The organism is Nonomuraea sp. NPDC048826 (assembly GCF_043198225.1).
Taxonomy (GTDB): Bacteria; Actinomycetota; Actinomycetes; order Streptosporangiales; family Streptosporangiaceae; genus Nonomuraea.
Window position 1 is genome coordinate 484295 of sequence record NZ_JBICUQ010000001.1, and the last position, 17239, is coordinate 501533.

The following is a 17239-nucleotide window of genomic DNA, read 5'->3' on the forward strand; positions in this document are numbered from 1 at the left end:
TCATGCCGAGGCATCGGTGCAGGTCGTCGTCTTTTGGACCGTTATTTGTTATCGACCCGTGTCAGGCGAACACCGTCACCAGGCGGGTGAACTCGGCCGCGACGTCCATGCCGTCCCAGACCCGGTGGAAGCTGAGCGCGTCGCCGAACGGCACCATGCGGTCGACGCCCCGCCCGGCCAGGGCGTGGGCCAGCTCCATCAGCTCCTCGCGGGTGAAGCCGAAGTGGGTCATGGTCTGGTCGCGCCGGCCCACCAGGGGAACCAGCTCGGCCAGCGAGTCGAGCCTGGCGTGCGCGAACGTGCCCGTGCCCAGCCAGCGGCGCGGCACGGTCGTGGCCGGCGCGAGTGGGTCGTCGTGCGGATCGGCCGCCACCTCGTAGGCGGCCACCCGCTTCCGCACGGCCGTGGTCGCCTCGACCGCCCACCCGCGCCGCCGGACGGCGTGCGCCAGGCAGGCGACGAAGTCGGCGCGGGCGGCGTCGCAGTCGGCCCGCCGCCCCACCCAGAACACCGTGCGCGGCGAGGAGCAAGCGGCCTGGTCGAACCAGTAGAAGTCGTTGACGAACCCCTCCGCCACGGCCGTACGGGTCTCGGGCGGCGCGCTCAGCCAGGCCGGGGCGCGCACCACCGCGAACGAGGATCGGTCGGGGAAGGTCAGCTCCCGCGCGTGCGGGGCCAGCGGATGGCGGCGGAGCTCGTGCACCGTGCGGTCGCCGCCCCAGATGACGCGCAGGTCGCAGGCCGAGGAGAGGGCGGCCGTGATGGTGGCGGAACGGTCGTAGCAGATGATCCGCTGGGTGGCGGCCACCACCGGGTCGGCGCCGTCGAGCGCCTCTTGCAGGGTGTCGACGATGGTGGCGGCCAGCGGGCCGGCCCGCGGCGACAGCCGCACCACGTTGCGGTTGCCGGTCAGCGCCGACAGCGCCCACGAGTAGACGAACACGGTGTCGACGGTGGCGGGCGGGATGTGGAAGGCCAGGCCGCGCGGCATCCGCACGTGGTCGCCGCGCAGCGCGTCGATCGTGCGCAGCAGCTCGCCGGGGCTCAGGAAGAAGCCGAGCGTGTCCAGCTCGCGATGGCGGCGGGCCAGCGACGGTCGCAGCAGCCTGCGGCCGAACGCCACCAGGAAGTCGCGGATCCGCTCGTCGCCCACGGTCAGCCGGCTCCCGGCCATGATCTCGTCGAGCAGGTGGTCGACGGTGACGGGGGGACCGGCGGGGAACCTGACGTCGAGCATTACGCCCTCGCCCGCCCGCTGACACGCGCCACGGCACTCACTCTCCGTTATCGGATGGCACTCAGTGTAGCCGGGATGGGTCGTAACTGAAACCGAGACCCCGGAGCGAGTAAGGGAACCGTATAAGCCCCCGTGACCCCGGCGCGCGGCTGCGAAGGTCGGACGGGGCGCGCCAACCGCACGAGGGGACACCATGGACGATCGCGACGACGGGTACGGTCACTCCTGCGTTCCGGGCGGGAAGCGGGTGCGGGGCGCGTGACCGAGGCACTCGAGAAGCGCGTGTGCGAGGGGCCGGGTAACGTCCGGCTGATCGGCGGCGAGATGCTGCTCTGGTCCGACACGGGCGAGGTCACCGGCTGGCGGGCCGCCGCGCTGGAGCTCCTCGACCGGCTGCTGCCCGGCGCGGCCCGGGTCCTGCTGGTCGGCCCGCACCCGATGGAGCTGGTCGACCGGGTGGTCGAGCGGGCCGGGTCCGTGGCGGCGGTGCTGCGGTCGTTCCCCGACGCGTGCGCGCTGGGCGAGCGGCACCCGGGCGTCGGCGTCCACTGCGGCCGGCTGGACCTGCTCGCCCTGGACGGGCCGTACGATCTGGTGCTCGCGCTGGACGGGCTGGCCCGCACCCACTCGGCGGAGGCCCCGGCCGTGCCGTGGGGGCAGTCGCTGGCCGCGCTGGCCGGGCTCGCCGCCCCCGGCGGGCGGCTGGTGCTCGGGGTCCGCAACGACCTGGGGGTCGACCGGCTGATGGACGCCCGCCCGCCGGACCGCGACGGGGCCGACGAGGGGGAGCCGCCCGGCTTCGATCCCACGTACCCGAGCGGGCCTGTCGCGCTCGACGTCGCGCTGGAGTCGGCCGGGCTGCGCGTCGAGCGCTGCTACGCGGCCTATCCCGACGGCCGGGCGCCGCGGGCCGTGCTCGCCCGCGAGCTGCTGGCCATGGACCTGCCGGAGGCGCTGACGTTCCCGTTGAGCGCGCGCGACGGGCAGCGCATGCTGGCGGCCGATCCGCTCCGGCTGACCAGGCTCGTGTTCCGGCACCGGCTGGGCGAGGAACTGGCCCCGCTCTGGCTCGCGGTGGCCGCCCGGGGCGAGCCCGCGCCGGTGGAGCTGCCGCTCGGGCTGGTCGAGGAGGGCGCGTCCGTGCACGAGCTGGTCGGCGACGGCGCCGGCCGGCTCGCCGCCAGGCGGCTGCCCGCGGGCCGCGAACGGCCGGTCCCGGCGGGCCGGGTCGTGGAGGAGGTCCTGGTCGAGGCCTGCGCCCGCGAGGACGTGCGGGCGGTGCGGGTGCTGCTCGGCGCGCTCGCCGAGTGGGTCGAGGACGGCGGCGACGTCACCGCGGCGACCGACACGCTGGTCTGGGACGGCGACTCCTTCCATCCGCTCGACCCCGGCCCGGACCTGCCGGACCCGCCCCCGCCCGCCGTGGTGCTCTGCCGGATGCTGTGGCGGTTCGCGGTGCGGCTGCTGGCCGCCGGGCACCACCATCCGTGGCCGTGGCCCCTGGAGAGCGACCAGCTCACGCTCACCCTGTGCGGCCTGGCCGGGCGGCCCTGCGACCGCGCCGAGCTGGAGCGGGCCCGCAGGCTCGACGCCGAGCTGGGCCCGGCCGCGGAGCCGGGCGGGCAGGCGCCGACCTATCGCGACCTGCTGCGGGCCAGGGACCGGCTGGCCGAGCAGCTCGCCGCCGCGCTGGCCGGCATCTCCCGGCTGGAGGAGCGGCTCGCCTCCCGCGAGCGGGCGCTGGCCAGGGCGCGCTCGCGGCTCAGGCGGCGCCGGCACAGCGCGTCCGCCTATCGCAGGACGCTCGGTTACCGGCTGTCACGGGGGCTGTCGCGCCCCCGCAGGGTCGCCCGCAAGGTCATGCGCCTGCTCTCAGGCTGAACACCCGGGGCTGCAGATGGTCAAGAACAGGCATGGACATCCCCTAGGAGTAGCAGAGAGTAAAGATCCAAACACGGTAAGTCGTCATGCTGTTAGCCCATGAGGACCTATTCGCTCGATGACGTCTACGAGACACGCAAGCGGAGAGACTCCTGGTGGACGGTGTACTTCGTGGACCCGGTCGCCTGCCGGGTCGCGCTCGTGGTCGCCAACAGAAGCCAGATCACACCCAACAACCTCACCGTGTTCTCGCTGGTCCTCGGCCTGGCTTCGGCCGTGTGCCTGGGGGCGGGCGAGCTGGTGGCCGGTGCGCTGCTGTTCTATCTGAGCTTCATGATCGACTGTGTCGACGGCAAGATCGCCAGGCTGAAGGGCACGGGGACGCCCTTCGGGCTCTGGCTCGACTACGTCGGCGACCGGGTGCGGGTGGTGCTCTGCGCCGCGGGCCTCGCCTACGGGCAGTACGAGCGCACCGGGGAGGTCGCCTACATCCTGCTGGGCGCGGCGGTGGCCGTGCTCGACCTGTTCAGGTACGTCAACGCGCCGCAGATGAAGCGGGTCCGCGACGCCATCACCAGGGATCGGGCCGCCGGGGAGCCCCTGATCGACCTGGTGCCGGCGCCGCGCGAGGAGGACGCCGAGGTGCCCGGGGGGCCGGGCTTCCTGCGACGGCTCAACAGGTTCCTGGCCCGTCACCGGGTGCGATCGCACCTGATCAGCGGGATCGAGTTCCATGCGGCCGTGTTCGTGATCGCGCCCCTGATCGGGGTGGCGGCGCTGATCCCGGTGGCGGCGGGGGCGAGTTTCCTGCTCCTCGCCAATGAGGTCTTCCTTGTTTACCGGATGTGGCTCTTCGCGCGCAGGCACGAGGTGTCCCAGGAGAGCCGAGAGCACGTTCTCGTCTAAGTTTCGGGGGTTAGTACGAAATGTCCGACCGGCCGGTGTTCGTCATCGGGTGTCCGCGCTCCGGCACCACGATGCTCCAGCTCATGCTCCACTCCCACCCGCGGCTGGCGGTGCCGCCTGAGACGAGGTTCGTCCTTCCCGCCTACTACCGCCGCCGCGTGTTCGGGGACCTGCGCGAGGCCGCGCGCCGCCGCTCCCTGGCCGAGTGGATCGCCAACGACCGCAGCACCAAGTTCCGCGAGCTGAAGATCGACAAGGTCGACTTCGTCCGCCAGGCCGTGGAAGGGCCGGGCTCGCTCGGCTCGGTGATCGGCACCGCCCTGCGCATGTACGCCGACCGCTTCGCCAAGCCCCGCTGGGGCGACAAGCGGCCCAGCTACATCAAGCACACCGACCTGCTGCTCAGGCTCTTCCCCGACGCCCAGTTCATCCACCTGATCAGGGACGGGCGCGACTGCGTCGCCTCGCTCAAGGAGATGCCCTGGTACACGGCCGACTCCTTCCACGCGGTCGCCACCTGGGCCGAGGCCATGGACGCGGGAGAGCGGCTGCGCCGGACCCTGCCCGAGGACACGTACTTCGAGCTGCGGTACGAGGACCTCACCGACGATCCGGAGACCGAGCTGAAGAAGCTCTGCGTGTTCCTGGAGGAGGACTTCTCGCCCTCCATGGTCTCGCCGCGCGAGGCGGCCAGCGTGGCCGTGCCGACGCACAAGGTCTGGCACAGCAACACCCACGGCGAGGTGACCCGCAGCCGGGTCGGGAGCTGGGCCACCCGGCTGGACCCGTGGGAGATCTCGCTGTGCGAGCAGATGTTCGGCGAGCGGCTGGAGTCCAACGGCTACGAGCTGTCCGGCGCGCCGCGCGCGGCCAAGGAGCACGTGACGGCCTGCCAGAAGACGATGGCCAGGCGGCGGACCAGCCGGTTGCGCAAGAGCTTCCGCGACCGGCTCAACCGGATGCGCGAGCCCGGCCCGGTGGCGGCCCTGCTCACCAGCGGCCAGCGCGTGCTGGCAGGCGTGCCGCAGCAGCGCAACGAGTCGCCAGAACTGGCCGAGCACAGCTGACCCGCGGGGCGGCGCCGGCCACGGGGGCCCGGCGCCGCCCCGTCAGCGCTCGATGTGGGCGAACAGGGACTCCCAGTGGTCCAGGACGCGGTCCAGGCGGAAGGCCTCGGCGCGTTCGCGGGCGGCGGCCCCCAGCCGTCGCCGCTCGCGCTCCGACCCGGCGAGCCATCCCAGCCGATCCGCCAGCGCGTCCACGTCGCCGGGCGGCACGAGCACCGGCCGCGCCGAACGCACCCCGCCCGACACGTCGAACGCCACCGCGGGCACCCCGTGCGCGGCGGCCTCCAGCAGCACGACCGGCAGCCCCTCGTGCTCGCTGCTCACCGCGAGGAGCGAGGCGGCCCGGTACTCGGCCGGCATCTGACCGGCGGACACCCGCCCGCGGAACACCACCCGGTCCGCCACGCCCGCACGCGCGGCGTGGTCGCGCAACCGGTCCAGCTCCGCCCCGTCACCCAGCAGGTGCAGCTCCCACGGCGGCGGCGCCCCCGACCGGGCGAAGGCGCTGATCAGCCGGTCGAACCGCTTGACCCCCTCCAGCCGCCCCACGCCCAGCACGCGCGGCGCGGACAGCTCCGACACCCGGTCCGGCCAGCTCGCCAGCGGGTTCGGCAGTGCCCGGGCGTTGGGCAGCAACGCGTGCTCGGCGAAGCGCCACGCGTCCTCCTCGCTGAGGAACACCGCCTGCTCAAGCCCCGGGTAGTGCTTCCTGATCGAGCCCAGGTGCCAGCAGCCGCTCGCGTGCTCGTACGAGCCGTGATACTGGCCGATCGCCCGCAGGTGCGCGGGCACCAGCCCGGCCGTCCTGGACACCGCGCCCGGCGAGGTGAGCACCGCGTAGCCGGGCCGCATCCCGCCCAGCAGCTCCCGCAGCCTGCGCCGGGACCGGAGGCGCGCGAGCCGGCCCTCGGGGCCCACCGGCGCCCGGCTGATGAGGTGGGCGCGGTAGCGCGGGCGCTCCACGTAGCGGAACGGCGCCTGCGCCCGGTGCAATCCGATCACGTGCACCTCGTGCCCGCGCCCGGCCAAGCCCTGCGCGAGGGTGTGGGTGACCTGCTGGATGCCGCCGAGCGTGTCGGCGTCCAGACAGGCGAAGACGACGTTCACGCCGCGCCGCCGAAGAAGTCGGTGACGACCCGGGCGGCGGCGTCGCCGCGTTCGTCGGCGCACCATAGCTCGCGGAACGCCGCGTAGCGGCCGGCGTGCGCGGCGTGCCCGGCGGGCAGGTCGCGCAGGCGTTCGACGAGCTCCTCCGTGGTGGTCACGCACGGTCCTGGCGCGATGGAGAGCAGGTCGTGGTAGACGCCGCGTTCGGTCAGCCGGTACTCGTCCCAGTCGTCGACGAAGAACAGCATCGGCTTGCCGGTGATCGCGTAGTCGCACATCACGGACGAGTAGTCGGTCAGCAGCGCGTCGGAGACCAGCATCAGGTCGTTGATCTCCGGGTACCCGCCGGCCGGGCGCACGAAGGGGAGCAGGTGCTCGGGCGGCCGGTAGCGCTCGACCGGGTGGGTGCGCAGGATGACCACCCACTCGCCGGACAGCTCCGCGGCCATCAGCTCCAGGTCCACCCGGATGGAGCGGCCGCTGCCCTTGGCCCGGTCCCGGTAGGTGGGCGCGTACAGCAGCACCTTCTTGCCGGCGGGCAGCTCCAGCCGCCGGCGCGGGTCGCCCGCCAGCTCGCCCTTGACCAGCGCGTCGCAGCGCGGCGTGCCGTGCCGGTAGACCGGCCCGCGGTAGCCGTTGGACGGGACGAAGCAGCGGGAGAACTCGGCGCTGGGCGAGATCAGCGCGTCCCAGCGGGCGACCGCGGCCCGCCATCGCGCGCGCGGCTTGTCGAAGTCGCCGCGCAGGTCGGGCGCGTCGAAGCCGATGGACTTGATGCCCTGGCCGTGCCAGGTCTGCAGGTAGCGGGTGCCGCGCGGCTTGGGGTAGTCGAGCGGGAAGCCGTGGCTGTCCACCCAGTAGCCGGCCCTGGCCAGGGTCCAGACGTACTTCCAGCCGCCGCGCCGCACCGTGCGCGCCCCGGCCGGGGCCTTGCCGCGTCCCTTGGCCACCGACCAGACCACCTCGACGGGCAGGCCGCGCCGCCGCAGCTCCTCGTACACGGCCCGGGGGCTGCCGGTGCAGCCCTTGCCGACGTCCGACTCGAACAGCGCCAGGTCCGCGCGCGGCCGCAGCACCTTGATCAGCAGCTTGTACGCGCGCAGCTTCATCGCCGGCGTGCCGAGTCTTCTGACGAGCGCCCGCTTGACCCGTCCGAGCAGGGCCGGTCGCCGGGCGGGGCGGCGCACGCGCAGGTAGGCGGCGTGGCCTTCGGGCCCGAGGACGCCGCCGGGCAGCTCGATCGGCGTCATCGCCGGGTCGACGATGAGCCGGTCGGTGGTGGTGAGGCCGTCGGCCGCCCGGGTGAAGCCGATGCGCGGCTCGCAGGCGCCGTCCGGGGTGAAGAGCACCTCGGTGACGTAGCCGCCGTCGCCGGACGGGCGCGGCCGGATCGGCACGCGCCGGCCGCCGAGCTTCAGGAACGCCTCCCGGTCGACCGGCAGCACGCCGAACGGGTCGAAGGTGCGCACCGTCATCCGGACCGTGCCGCCCTCCGCGGTCAGCTCGGCGACCTCGTGCCGCAGCCGCGACGCCGAGAACGGCAGCTCGGCCAGGCGCAGCCGGGTGATGTCCAGGCCGGGGGAGACCGTGGTGCCCCAGTAGGTGCGCCCGCCGAGCTGCACGGCGGCGCGCGGCGCGGCCCGGGGCCCGGTCAGGCAGCCGGCCGCGATGCGCAGGTCCTCCACCCGGTCGTCCATGATGAGCCGGCAGCACACCTTGACCAGCGGGTCCACCCGCTCGTACACCTCGTCGGGTATTTCCTCCAGGTACGGGCGGACGACGGCGGCGAACTCCTTCGTCCACACCAGGTCCCTGCCGGGCAGCGGGTTGAGGTAGACCCGCAGGTCCTGGCGGAGGAAGCGGTACTGGCGGGCCGGCACCAGGTCGGCGGCCCCGTGCCGGCGCAGCACGTCGTCGCTGCGCCGGGCCGCGGCCACGCGGTCGCGGACGTTGTCCATCTCCTTGATCGACAACGAGATGGAGGAGCCGGCGCGGGCCCGGTGCCAGTGGTAGACCACCCACGGCACGACCGCGAACCGCCGCGCCCGCGCGTACAGCTCGGTGGCGAAGACGTGGTCCTCGTAGTGGATGTCCTCGGGGAAGCGCACCCCGCTCTCCCGCAGGAAGCGCACGTCGTACAGCTTGTTGGTGCTGAAGGAGTCCAGGAACAGCTCCGGCTCCTCCCGGATGTCCGCGACCACCCGGCGGCGGGCGAACAGGTCCGGGTAGTACGGGTGCAGCCGGCCGTTCCACTCGTACAGCCGGGAGATCTGGCCGGACACGAAGTCGGCCTCGGTCCGCTCGATCTCGGTGAGCAGGCTCTTGCAGGCGTGCCGGGGCAGCTCGTCGTCGCTGTCGAGGAACATCGCGTACGGGGCCGCGGCGGCGTCCAGCCCGTCGTTCCTGGGCGCGCCGCAACCGCCGCTGTTGCGCTCCCTGCGCAGGTAGCGCACGCGCGGGTCGGACTCCGCCAGTTCGGCCGCCACCCGCGGGGTGTCGTCCGTGCTGGCGTCGTCGGAGATGATCACTTCCAGGTCGCGCAGCGTCTGGCCGAGCACCGAGCGGACCGCCCTGGGCAGGCGGCGGGCGTCGTTGTAGGTGATCACGACAACCGTGCAATCCGGCATGCCAACCCCCGTGTGTCACGACGTGGGAGTAGGCGTTCCCTGCACTTCGCGAGGTACGTCCGGATTTCGAGGTTTTTGCCTTAAATCACCGAATAAGGCGACGAATTACCCAGATGATGACGAGCAGCGCGGCCACCCCGCCCAGCACTGGCGCCAGCCGCTTGAGCAGCGGCGCGCCCGCGATGTCGAGCAGGTCGAGCGCCTCCTCGTCGGGCGTGCGGGAGGTGCGCATGGTGCCCGCCGGGCGGACGTCGTCCTCGGGCGCGGGCACGGCGGCCAGGTGACGCTCCGACGGCTCCTCCGCGGCGGCGGTCTCCTCCTGCTGCGGCTCCTGCGCCGGCTCCGCGAGCAGCTCGGCGAGGTTCTGTGCGAACCGGTCGATGAGCTTCCCGCCGACCTCGGCCATCACGCCGCGGCCGAACTGCGCGGGCCGGCCCGTCACGTTGAACGACGTCTCGACGGTCACCGTGGTCGTGCCGTCGGCCGGCGTCAGCCGCGCCTTGACGGTCGCGGCGGCGGTGCCGGAGCCCCGCGCCTCCTTGCCCGTCGCCTGGATGGTGAGCGTGTGCGCGTCCTTGTCGACGTCCTCGAACGCGGCCGAGCCTCGATAGGTGACGGTGATCGGACCGACCTTGACCTTCATCCTGCCGGTGAACTGCTGACCCTCGACCGTGTCGAGAGCCGCTCCCGGCAGGCACGGAGCCACCCGCTCGACATCCAGCAGGACCGCCCAGGCCTGCTCGATGGGGACCGGGACCGTGAACTCGTGCTCGAACCGCATCGCCATCGATTCGCTCCTTCCCGCTGCTGCGAGACTACGTGCCACGGGGGCGCCCCGGAAGGGGGACGCCCCCGCGCATCTGTGGTGCCTCCCTGGTCAGGGCGTTCCGGCCGCCGTGCGCACCGCGCGGTGCGTCAGCACGCGGGCCAGATGCCGCCGGTAGTCGGGCTGCGCGTTCAGGTCCGCGGGCGGCGAGGTGTCCGCCGCCGCCTCCTCACACGCCTGCCTGAGCCCGTTGCCGAGCTCCACGCCCTGCAGCGCGCTCTCGACCGCCCGGGCCCGCAGCGGGGTCGGCCCCATGTTGGTCAGCCCGATCCTGGCCTCCTGGATCGAGCCGTTGGAACGCCGCACGGCCGCCGCCACGCCGACCACCGCCCACGCCTGCGCGGTGCGGCGGAACTTCTCGTAGTGGAAGCCCCAGCCGTCGCCCAGCTTCGGGATCTTCGCGCCGACCAGGATCTCGCCCTGGCGCAGCGCCGTCTCCAGGTAGTCGACGAAGAAGTCGGCCGCCGGGATCTCCCGCTCGCCCTGCGCCGAGCGGACCACCAGCACGCCGTCCAGCGCCAGCACCACGCCGGGCAGGTCGCCCGCCGGGTCGGCGTGCGCCAGCGACCCGCCGAACGTGCCCCGGTGCCGCACCGCCCGGTCCGCCACCAGGGCGGTGGCCAGCGCCACCAGCGGGCAGCTCGCCGCCACCACGCCGGAGCGCAGCACCTCGTCGTGCGTCGTCATCGCGCCGATGAACACGTGGTCGCCGCGATCGTGCACGCCCGCCAGCTCCGGCAGCCGCGCCACGTCGACCAGCTTCGTCGGGTACGCCAGCCGGAGCCGGAGCAGCGGCAGCAGCGACTGCCCGCCCGCGATCACCTTGGCGTCCTCGTCCGCCGCCAGTTCCTGGCACGCCTCCGCCAGCGACCCGGGACGTACGTAGTCGAACGGTGCCGGGATCATGCCCGTCCTCCTTCCAGCGCGCGCCACACCCGCTCGGGGGTGCACGGCATCGGCACGTCCCGCACCCCGTGCGGCCGCAGCGCGTCCACGATGGCGTTGACCACCGCCGGGGTCGAGGCGATGGTGCCCGCCTCGCCGACGCCCTTGGCGCCCAGCGGGTTGCTGGTGGCCGGCGTCTCGGTCCTGTCGGTCACGAAGTCGGGCAGGTCCGCCGCCGACGGCACCAGATAGTCGGCGAGCGTGGCGGTGAGCAGGTTGCCCTCCGCGTCGTACACGGCCTCCTCGAACAACGCCTGGGCGATGCCCTGCGCGATGCCGCCGTGCACCTGGCCCTCGACGATCAGCGGGTTGATCACCGTGCCCACGTCGTCGACCGCGACGTACGAACGGATCTTCACCCTGCCGGTCTCGGTGTCCACCTCCACCGCCGCCAGGTGGGTGCCGTGCGGGAAGGAGTAGTTGATCGGGTCGAACGTGGCGTCCGAATCCAGCCTGGCCTCCGCTCCCTCGGGCAGGTTGTGCGCGGCGAAGGCGGCCAGCGCCAGCTCCTGGATCGTCGTCTGGGAGTCGGTGCCCTTCACCTTGAACGCGCCGCCGGCGAACTCCAGGTCGTCCGGCGAGCACTCCAGCAGGTGCGCGGCCAGCTTGCGGGCCTTCTCGCGCACCTTCTCGCACGCCTGCAGGACCGCGACCCCGCCGACCACCAGCGAGCGGGAGCCGTAGGTGTCCATGCCCTTGTGCGCGATGGCGGTGTCGCCGTGCACGACCGTGATGTCCTCGAACGGCACGCCGAGCGCGTCGGCCGCGATCTGGCTCCACGACGTCACGTGACCCTGGCCGTGCGGCGACGTGCCGGTGACGACCTCCACCTTGCCGGTCGGCAGCATCCGCACCGACGCGTGCTCCCAGCCGCCCGCGCCGTAGTTGGCCTCGCCGAGCATCCGCGACGGGGCCAGCCCGCACATCTCGGTGAACGTGCTGACGCCGATGCCGAGCTGCACCGGGTCGCCCCGGTCGCGCCGGTCGGCCTGTTCGGCGCGCAGCTTGTCGTAGCCGAACAACGACAGCGCCTTGTCGGTCGCCGCCTCGTAGTTCCCGGAGTCGTACGTCAGGCCCGCGATCGTCGTGTAGGGGAACTCCTCGTGCTTGATCCAGTTGCGCCGCCGCACCTCGATCGGGTCCAGCCGCAGCTCCGCGGCGAGCTCGTCCATGACCCGCTCGATCGCGTACGTCGCCTCGGGGCGGCCCGCGCCCCGGTACGCGTCCGTCGGCGTCTTCGTGGTGAACACGCCCTTGCACGCGAACTCGTACGCGTCCATCTTGTAGATCCCGTTGAACATGGTCGCGCCGAGCATCGGGACGCCCGGGGTGACCAGCATCAGGTAGGCGCCCATGTCGGCGAGCAGGTCCACCTGGAGACCGCGGATGCGGCCGTCGGCCTCGGCCGCGAGCCTGATGTGCTGGAGCTGGCCGCGCCCGTGGTGCACGGCCATGTTGCCCTCGGTGCGGGACTCGGCCCACTTGACGGGCTTGCCCAGCCGGCGGGAGAGCAGTAAGCAGAGCACCTCTTCGGCGGTGACCTGCAGCTTGGTGCCGAACCCGCCGCCGACGTCCGGCGCGATCACGCGGAGCTTGTGCTCCGGGATGCCGGTGACCATCGCCAGCATCACCCGCAGCACGTGCGGGATCTGCGTGGAGGTCCACATCGTGAACGAGTCGCCGTCGGTGTCGGCCAGCACGGCCCTGGGTTCCATGGCCGCGCCGATCAGGCGTTGCTGCACGTACGTCCGGTCGATCACCACCGGGGCGTCCCTGAAGGCCGCCTCGATGTCACCGGAGTTGATCTTCACGGAGAACGCCTGGTTGCCCGCCTCGTGCACCTTCGGGCTGTCCGGCGTGAGCGCCGCCTCCAGGTCGAGCACCGCCGGCAGCGGCTCGTAGTCGACCTCGATCGCCTCCAGCGCGTCGGCCGCGCGGTAGCGGTCGGTGGCGATCACGCAGGCCACGATCTCGCCGACGTACCGCACCTCCGACACCGCCATCGGCGGGTGCTCGGGGATGACGATGTCCTCCGACACCGGCCACGCGCACGGCAGGCTGCCCTGCTCGTCCGCGACGTCCTGGCCGGCGAACGCCGCGACCACCCCGGGCAGTTCGCGTGCCCCGGCCACGTCCACCCTGGTGATCCGCGCGTGCGCCATCGGGCTGCGCAGGAAGGTCACGTGCAGCATCCCCGGCTGCTGCAGGTTGTCCGTCCACCGCGTGCGCCCGGTCAGCAGCCGGGCGTCCTCCTTGCGCTTCCTCGCCCTGCCCACCTCGGTCATGACGACTTCACCGCCTGACCCATCTCCTGGGCGCCCCGTTTCACCGCTCTGACGATGTTGCAGTAGCCGGTGCACCGGCAGAGGTTGCCCTCAAGTCCTTCCCTGATGGCCTCCTCCGACGGGTCCGGTGTGTCTCTCAGCAGGTCGATCGCGGCCATGACCATGCCGGGCGTGCAGTAGCCGCACTGCAGCGCGTGTTCCTCGTGGAAGGCCCGCTGCATCGGGTGCATGGACCCGTTCGCGCCCAGGCCCTCGATGGTGACGATGTCGCAGCCGTCGGCCTGGATCGCGAGCATCGTGCAGCTCTTGACGGTCTTGCCGTCCAGCATCACGGTGCAGGCGCCGCAGTTGCTGGTGTCGCAGCCGACGGGGGTGCCGGTCTTGCCCAGCCGTTCTCGAAGTAGGTGAACGAGCAGAAGTCGCGGCTCGACGTCTTCCTCGTAAGTGATTCCGTCCACTTTGACGGAGATTCGGGGCATACGTCCTCCCTCACAGGAGCAGGGGGAAAGGCGGACAACGCCAACCGTACGCCCGAGTTTGTCCCGGTCAAGGGTCACTTACTACGAAACACCCTGGCAATGATCGCCATGAGGCCCGCGAACCCGAGTCCGGTCACCATCACAGGCAGCAGGACCAGCGGATCCGTGATCGACCGCGTCAAGATCAGAATGCCCAGGACGATGAACAGGATCCCGCTCAGCAGGGCCATCCAGTCGGTCCTGTGCAGCTGCCGCGGCCGGTCGACGTCACGCGCCACGACGCACCTCCACGTCGCCGACGCCGCCCCGGATGCGCAGCACGATCGTCGCCGGCTCGCCCTTGGGCGTGACCTCCGGCTCCAGCACCTTGTCGAGCCGGACCTCCACGCCGCCGCGCAGCGACTGGTCGACCTGGATGTCACCGATCTTGTTGGTCGCGTGCACCTCCAGCCGCACCTCGGGTGGCACGATCACCTCCAGCGATCCCACCGAGATCGAGGCGCGCACCTCGGCCTTCGTCCCCGGCTTCAGCGCCAGCTCGGTCAGGTCCAGCTCGCCGTCGCCCACGCCCACGTCGAACACCTCGCGCGTCTCCTCCAGGGTGACCGGCTGCCACACGGACGCCCCCACCTTCCCCGGAAGACCGCCGAACATCAGCCCGATCCCGATCAACGTCGCCACCATGGTGCCCGCGCCCACCAGCCCGGCGCCCCTGCCCCACCAGGCGGCGATCAGCAGCCCTGCCCCGATGGTGACCAGCACCGCGCCGCCGATGATCGTGGGCTGCACGCCAGAAGGCGATGCCGCCTGCACGGCCACGAGGATCCCTCCAATGATGGTTGCCAGCAGGATGGTGATGGCGCCGATGAACGACCTCGGCCGCCTGCTCCGCTGCGGCCGCGGCGGCGGCGCGTACAGCGCGGGGTCGTACGGCGAGTAACCCTCCGCGCGCCGGGCCGGGTCCAGCGGACGGTAGGGGCCGTGCGGCGCGAACGGCCCGCTGTGCGAGCCGGCCAGGGTGTCGCCGGCGAGCGGCGGGAAGGTCGGGATCCGGCGCGTCTCGCCCGGCCCGGCCCCGAACCCCACCGGCTCCTCCTGCACCCCGTACGGCCGGATCCGCTCGTCTTCCGCCTCGGTCTCGGCCTTCTCCTCGGCGGCGGGCAGCCGCACGGTCTCGCCGGCCCGCGCGTCCGTTTCCGCGTAGGCGGCGGCCCGGTCGCCGGTGGACGTGTCCTCGCCGGTGCCCTCAGCCTGCTCCGGAAGCGGCGCGTCCGTCAGCGGGGGCACGTCGTCCGGGCCGGAACGCGGCGGGCGGTGGGCCACCGTCGGAGCCGTCCGCGGGTAGGAGGACACGCTCTGCTCGTACGGGGGCTCGTCCATCTCCGTCACCCGGGACCGCCGGTTGAGGCGTTCGGGCATCGAGCGCACCAGCCCCAGCAGGTCGACCCCGTGGGCGTGCGCCGCGAGCAGCGCGACGGCCAGGAACAGCCCCGCCACCAGGGTGCCGGTGTCGAGCCACACGGTCGACAGGTTGATGCCGAGCCCCAGCGCCAGCACCGCCGTCAGCAGCGCCATCACCGTGTCGGCGTCGAAGTCGCGGCGGGTCCACTGCTCGATGAGCCCCGGCCGCCCGCTGGGCTCCTTCATCAGCAGATAAGCAGCGATGTACAGGAACAGCCCGATACCGGACCCGAACAGCAGGATCACGAACCCCACGCGGAACACCACGGGGTCGATGCCGGTGTGCCTGCCGAGCCCGGCGCACACCCCCATGAGGAATCGTCCCTCGCTGCTGCGACGCAGCACGCCGGGGGGCGCGGCCGGTTCCCTGGGTGGCGCTTCTGTCATGCGACCATCGTGACTCACCGGGAACCGGCCCGCATCCGGGAGACCCCTGACCCGACCCGGGGGTCGTTCCCTGATGCCCGGAGCGTCATGTCATGTGACGATGGCGATGTTATGGCAGACCAGAAGACACTCGCCGAGCCCGAGACCAGCGGGCCGTACCGCCGCATGATGCGCCCCATGGAGGGCCGCCTCGTGGGCGGCGTCGCCCAGGGCCTGGCCGCGCAGCTCAAGCTCGATCCGGTCGTGATCAGGCTCATGTTCGTGCTGCTCAGCGTGGTCGGAGGAGTCGGCGGTGTCGCGTACGCGGTGCTGTGGATGATCACGCCGCGCGAGCCGTACCGCGGGGAGTCGCCCGCCCGCGACTGGAGCCAGCTGGCCGCGTTCACCGCGATCGGGGTGGCGCTGTTCGCGTTCGGGTTCCTGACGGGCGCCTCGCGGGGCGGCATCGGCATGCTGCCGTTCGCGGTGGGCGGCATCGGCGCGCTGATCCTGTGGCAGCAGGCCGACCCCGAGCGCCGCAAGCACTGGGTGAGCGGCGCGACCAAGAGCATCAGGAAGAACCGGGTGCGCACGCTCCTCGGCGTGATGCTCGTGGTGGCCGGCGGCATCGGGTTCCTCGTGGTCGAGGGCCAGCTCCAGGAGGCGGGCCAGGGCCTGCTGTTCACGACGGTCGTGGTCGGCGGGCTGGCGGTCATCGCCGCCCCGTGGCTCGCCGGTCTGTGGAAGGAACTGCAGCTCGAACGGCGCGAGCGCATCCGCCAGGAGGAGCGCGCCGAGGTCGCCGCGATGGTGCACGACTCCGTGCTGCACACGCTCACGCTCATCCAGCGCGTCGCGCACGACTCGCGCGAGGTCACCCGCCTGGCCCGCGCCCAGGAGCGCGACCTGCGCAACTGGCTCTACCAGCCGGCCCAGGACGCCGACGCCACCCTCGCCGCCGCCGTCCGGCGGATCGCCGCCGAGGAGGAGGACTCGCACGGCGTGCCGATCGAGGTGGTCTGCGTCGGCGACATCGACCTCGACTCCGGCGGCCGGCTCGCGGCCACGCTCAAGGCGGCCAGGCAGGCGATGGTCAACGCAGCCAAATACTCTGAGAGCCCGTCCATTTCCGTCTACGCCGAAGTAGAGGGTGAAGAGGTCACGATTTTCGTGAAGGATCGGGGCAAGGGGTTCGACCTCGACGCGGTGCCGGTCGACAGGATGGGGATCAGGGAGTCCATCATCGGCAGAATGGAACGTCACGGCGGCGCCGCCAGGGTGCGTACCGAGCCTGGTGAGGGCACTGAAGTGATGCTGACGATGAAGGTGGAGAAGCAATGACGCGGGTGCTGATCGTCGACGACCACCGGCTCTTCCGCTCCGGAGTGCGGGCCGAGCTGGGCGACTCGATCGAGGTCGTGGGCGAGGCCGAGGACGTCGACACGGCGGTCAAGGCCATCGCCGAGCTCCAGCCGGACGTCGTCCTGCTCGACGTCCACATGCCCGGCGGCGGCGGCCAGGAGGTGCTGCGCCGGGTCCTCGGCTCCGGCTCGCAGGTGCGCTTCCTCGCCCTGTCGGTGTCGGACGCGGCCGAGGACGTGATCGGCGTCATCCGCGGCGGCGCCCGCGGCTACGTCACCAAGAACATCAGCGGCAAGGAGCTCACCGACGCCATCCGCCGGGTCGCCGACGGCGACGCGGTCTTCTCCCCGCGGCTGGCCGGCTTCGTCCTCGACGCCTTCGCCTCCTCCGAGGCGCCCCCCATCGACCCCGAGCTCGACTCGCTGACCCAGCGCGAGCGCGAGGTGCTGCGGCTGATCGCCCGCGGCTACGCCTACAAGGAGATCGCCAAGGAGCTGTTCATCTCGGTCAAGACGGTCGAGACCCACGTCTCCTCGGTGCTGCGCAAGCTCCAGCTCTCCAACCGGCACGAGCTCTCCCGCTGGGCCACGGCCCGCCGCCTCGTCTGACGCGGTTCCGGTGGCCGCCTCCGCGCGGCCCGGCAGACCGTGGACCTGGAGAGCCGGGTCTCGTAGGTTTCTTGCCCGGTCC

14 protein-coding genes are annotated in these 17239 nt (G+C 72.4%); 5 read left to right on the forward strand and 9 right to left on the reverse strand.

Annotated features, from left to right (window positions below):
• Positions 1–61: 61 nt before the first annotated feature.
• The gene (locus ACGFI7_RS02600; RefSeq protein WP_393398247.1) at positions 62–1237 is read right to left on the reverse strand and encodes an acyl-CoA reductase; all 1176 of its coding nucleotides are present in this window, start codon (positions 1235–1237) and stop codon (positions 62–64) included.
• 258 nt (positions 1238–1495) lie between these two features.
• On the opposite strand from ACGFI7_RS02600, the gene ACGFI7_RS02605 reads away from it, so the two are divergent.
• The 3 genes from ACGFI7_RS02605 (at position 1496) to ACGFI7_RS02615 (ending at position 5091) form a co-directional block, all read left to right on the forward strand.
• Positions 1496–3118, forward strand: coding sequence for a hypothetical protein (locus tag ACGFI7_RS02605; RefSeq protein ID WP_393398249.1), 1623 nt, complete (start codon positions 1496–1498; stop codon positions 3116–3118).
• A gap of 99 nt (positions 3119–3217) precedes the next feature.
• Positions 3218–4024 carry a CDP-alcohol phosphatidyltransferase family protein gene (locus tag ACGFI7_RS02610; RefSeq protein WP_393398251.1) on the forward strand — a complete coding sequence of 269 codons (807 nt, stop codon included), beginning with the start codon at positions 3218–3220 and terminating at the stop codon, positions 4022–4024.
• A 20-nt stretch (positions 4025–4044) separates the two neighbouring features.
• A complete protein-coding gene (locus ACGFI7_RS02615; RefSeq protein ID WP_393398253.1) occupies positions 4045–5091 on the forward strand; it encodes a sulfotransferase family protein in 1047 nt (348 codons plus the stop codon).
• A gap of 42 nt (positions 5092–5133) precedes the next feature.
• On the opposite strand, the gene ACGFI7_RS02620 is transcribed toward ACGFI7_RS02615, so the two are convergent.
• The 8 genes from ACGFI7_RS02620 to ACGFI7_RS02655 all read right to left on the reverse strand — a co-directional run bounded on the left by ACGFI7_RS02620 (position 5134) and on the right by ACGFI7_RS02655 (position 15208).
• On the reverse strand, positions 5134–6198 hold the full coding sequence (locus tag ACGFI7_RS02620) for a glycosyltransferase (RefSeq protein ID WP_393398255.1): 1065 nt from the start codon (positions 6196–6198) through the stop codon (positions 5134–5136).
• The gene (locus tag ACGFI7_RS02625; RefSeq protein ID WP_393398257.1) at positions 6195–8825 is read right to left on the reverse strand and encodes a CDP-glycerol glycerophosphotransferase family protein; all 2631 of its coding nucleotides are present in this window, start codon (positions 8823–8825) and stop codon (positions 6195–6197) included. Before ACGFI7_RS02625 ends, ACGFI7_RS02620 begins: the two co-directional genes overlap by 4 nt.
• An 85-nt stretch (positions 8826–8910) precedes the next feature.
• Positions 8911–9612: an SRPBCC family protein gene (locus ACGFI7_RS02630; protein WP_393398259.1), complete on the reverse strand. Its 702-nt coding sequence runs from the start codon at positions 9610–9612 to the stop codon at positions 8911–8913.
• A gap of 90 nt (positions 9613–9702) precedes the next feature.
• Entirely contained in the window at positions 9703–10557 is an 855-nt protein-coding gene (locus ACGFI7_RS02635; RefSeq protein WP_393398261.1) for an FAD binding domain-containing protein, read from the reverse strand.
• Positions 10554–12881 (reverse strand): xanthine dehydrogenase family protein molybdopterin-binding subunit, encoded by a 2328-nt coding sequence (locus tag ACGFI7_RS02640; protein WP_393398263.1) that lies wholly within the window; start codon positions 12879–12881, stop codon positions 10554–10556. The genes ACGFI7_RS02635 and ACGFI7_RS02640 overlap by 4 nt, the downstream gene beginning before the upstream one ends.
• Complete coding sequence (locus tag ACGFI7_RS02645; protein ID WP_393398265.1) at positions 12878–13360, reverse strand: (2Fe-2S)-binding protein; 483 nt, start codon at positions 13358–13360, stop codon at positions 12878–12880. The genes ACGFI7_RS02640 and ACGFI7_RS02645 overlap by 4 nt, the downstream gene beginning before the upstream one ends.
• Positions 13361–13434: 74 nt before the next feature.
• A complete protein-coding gene (locus ACGFI7_RS02650; protein ID WP_393398267.1) occupies positions 13435–13638 on the reverse strand; it encodes a hypothetical protein in 204 nt (67 codons plus the stop codon).
• Positions 13628–15208: a PspC domain-containing protein gene (locus tag ACGFI7_RS02655; protein ID WP_393398269.1), complete on the reverse strand. Its 1581-nt coding sequence runs from the start codon at positions 15206–15208 to the stop codon at positions 13628–13630. Before ACGFI7_RS02655 ends, ACGFI7_RS02650 begins: the two co-directional genes overlap by 11 nt.
• A gap of 111 nt (positions 15209–15319) precedes the next feature.
• On the opposite strand from ACGFI7_RS02655, the gene ACGFI7_RS02660 reads away from it, so the two are divergent.
• Both ACGFI7_RS02660 and ACGFI7_RS02665 read left to right on the forward strand, forming a co-directional pair.
• Positions 15320–16528, forward strand: coding sequence for a PspC domain-containing protein (locus tag ACGFI7_RS02660; protein ID WP_393398271.1), 1209 nt, complete (start codon positions 15320–15322; stop codon positions 16526–16528).
• Positions 16525–17157 (forward strand): response regulator, encoded by a 633-nt coding sequence (locus tag ACGFI7_RS02665; protein WP_393398273.1) that lies wholly within the window; start codon positions 16525–16527, stop codon positions 17155–17157. Before ACGFI7_RS02660 ends, ACGFI7_RS02665 begins: the two co-directional genes overlap by 4 nt.
• Positions 17158–17239 lie beyond the last annotated feature (82 nt).

Coding starts and splice junctions, on each gene's coding strand:
- ACGFI7_RS02600 (WP_393398247.1), bottom strand. CDS start 1,237: ATGCTCGACGTCAGGTTCCCCGCCGGTCCCCCCGTCACCGTCGACCAC.
- ACGFI7_RS02610 (WP_393398251.1), top strand. CDS start 3,218: ATGAGGACCTATTCGCTCGATGACGTCTACGAGACACGCAAGCGGAGA.
- ACGFI7_RS02615 (WP_393398253.1), top strand. CDS start 4,045: ATGTCCGACCGGCCGGTGTTCGTCATCGGGTGTCCGCGCTCCGGCACC.
- ACGFI7_RS02625 (WP_393398257.1), bottom strand. CDS start 8,825: ATGCCGGATTGCACGGTTGTCGTGATCACCTACAACGACGCCCGCCGC.
- ACGFI7_RS02630 (WP_393398259.1), bottom strand. CDS start 9,612: ATGGCGATGCGGTTCGAGCACGAGTTCACGGTCCCGGTCCCCATCGAG.
- ACGFI7_RS02635 (WP_393398261.1), bottom strand. CDS start 10,557: ATGATCCCGGCACCGTTCGACTACGTACGTCCCGGGTCGCTGGCGGAG.
- ACGFI7_RS02640 (WP_393398263.1), bottom strand. CDS start 12,881: ATGACCGAGGTGGGCAGGGCGAGGAAGCGCAAGGAGGACGCCCGGCTG.
- ACGFI7_RS02645 (WP_393398265.1), bottom strand. CDS start 13,360: ATGCCCCGAATCTCCGTCAAAGTGGACGGAATCACTTACGAGGAAGAC.
- ACGFI7_RS02655 (WP_393398269.1), bottom strand. CDS start 15,208: ATGACAGAAGCGCCACCCAGGGAACCGGCCGCGCCCCCCGGCGTGCTG.
- ACGFI7_RS02660 (WP_393398271.1), top strand. CDS start 15,320: ATGGCAGACCAGAAGACACTCGCCGAGCCCGAGACCAGCGGGCCGTAC.
- ACGFI7_RS02665 (WP_393398273.1), top strand. CDS start 16,525: ATGACGCGGGTGCTGATCGTCGACGACCACCGGCTCTTCCGCTCCGGA.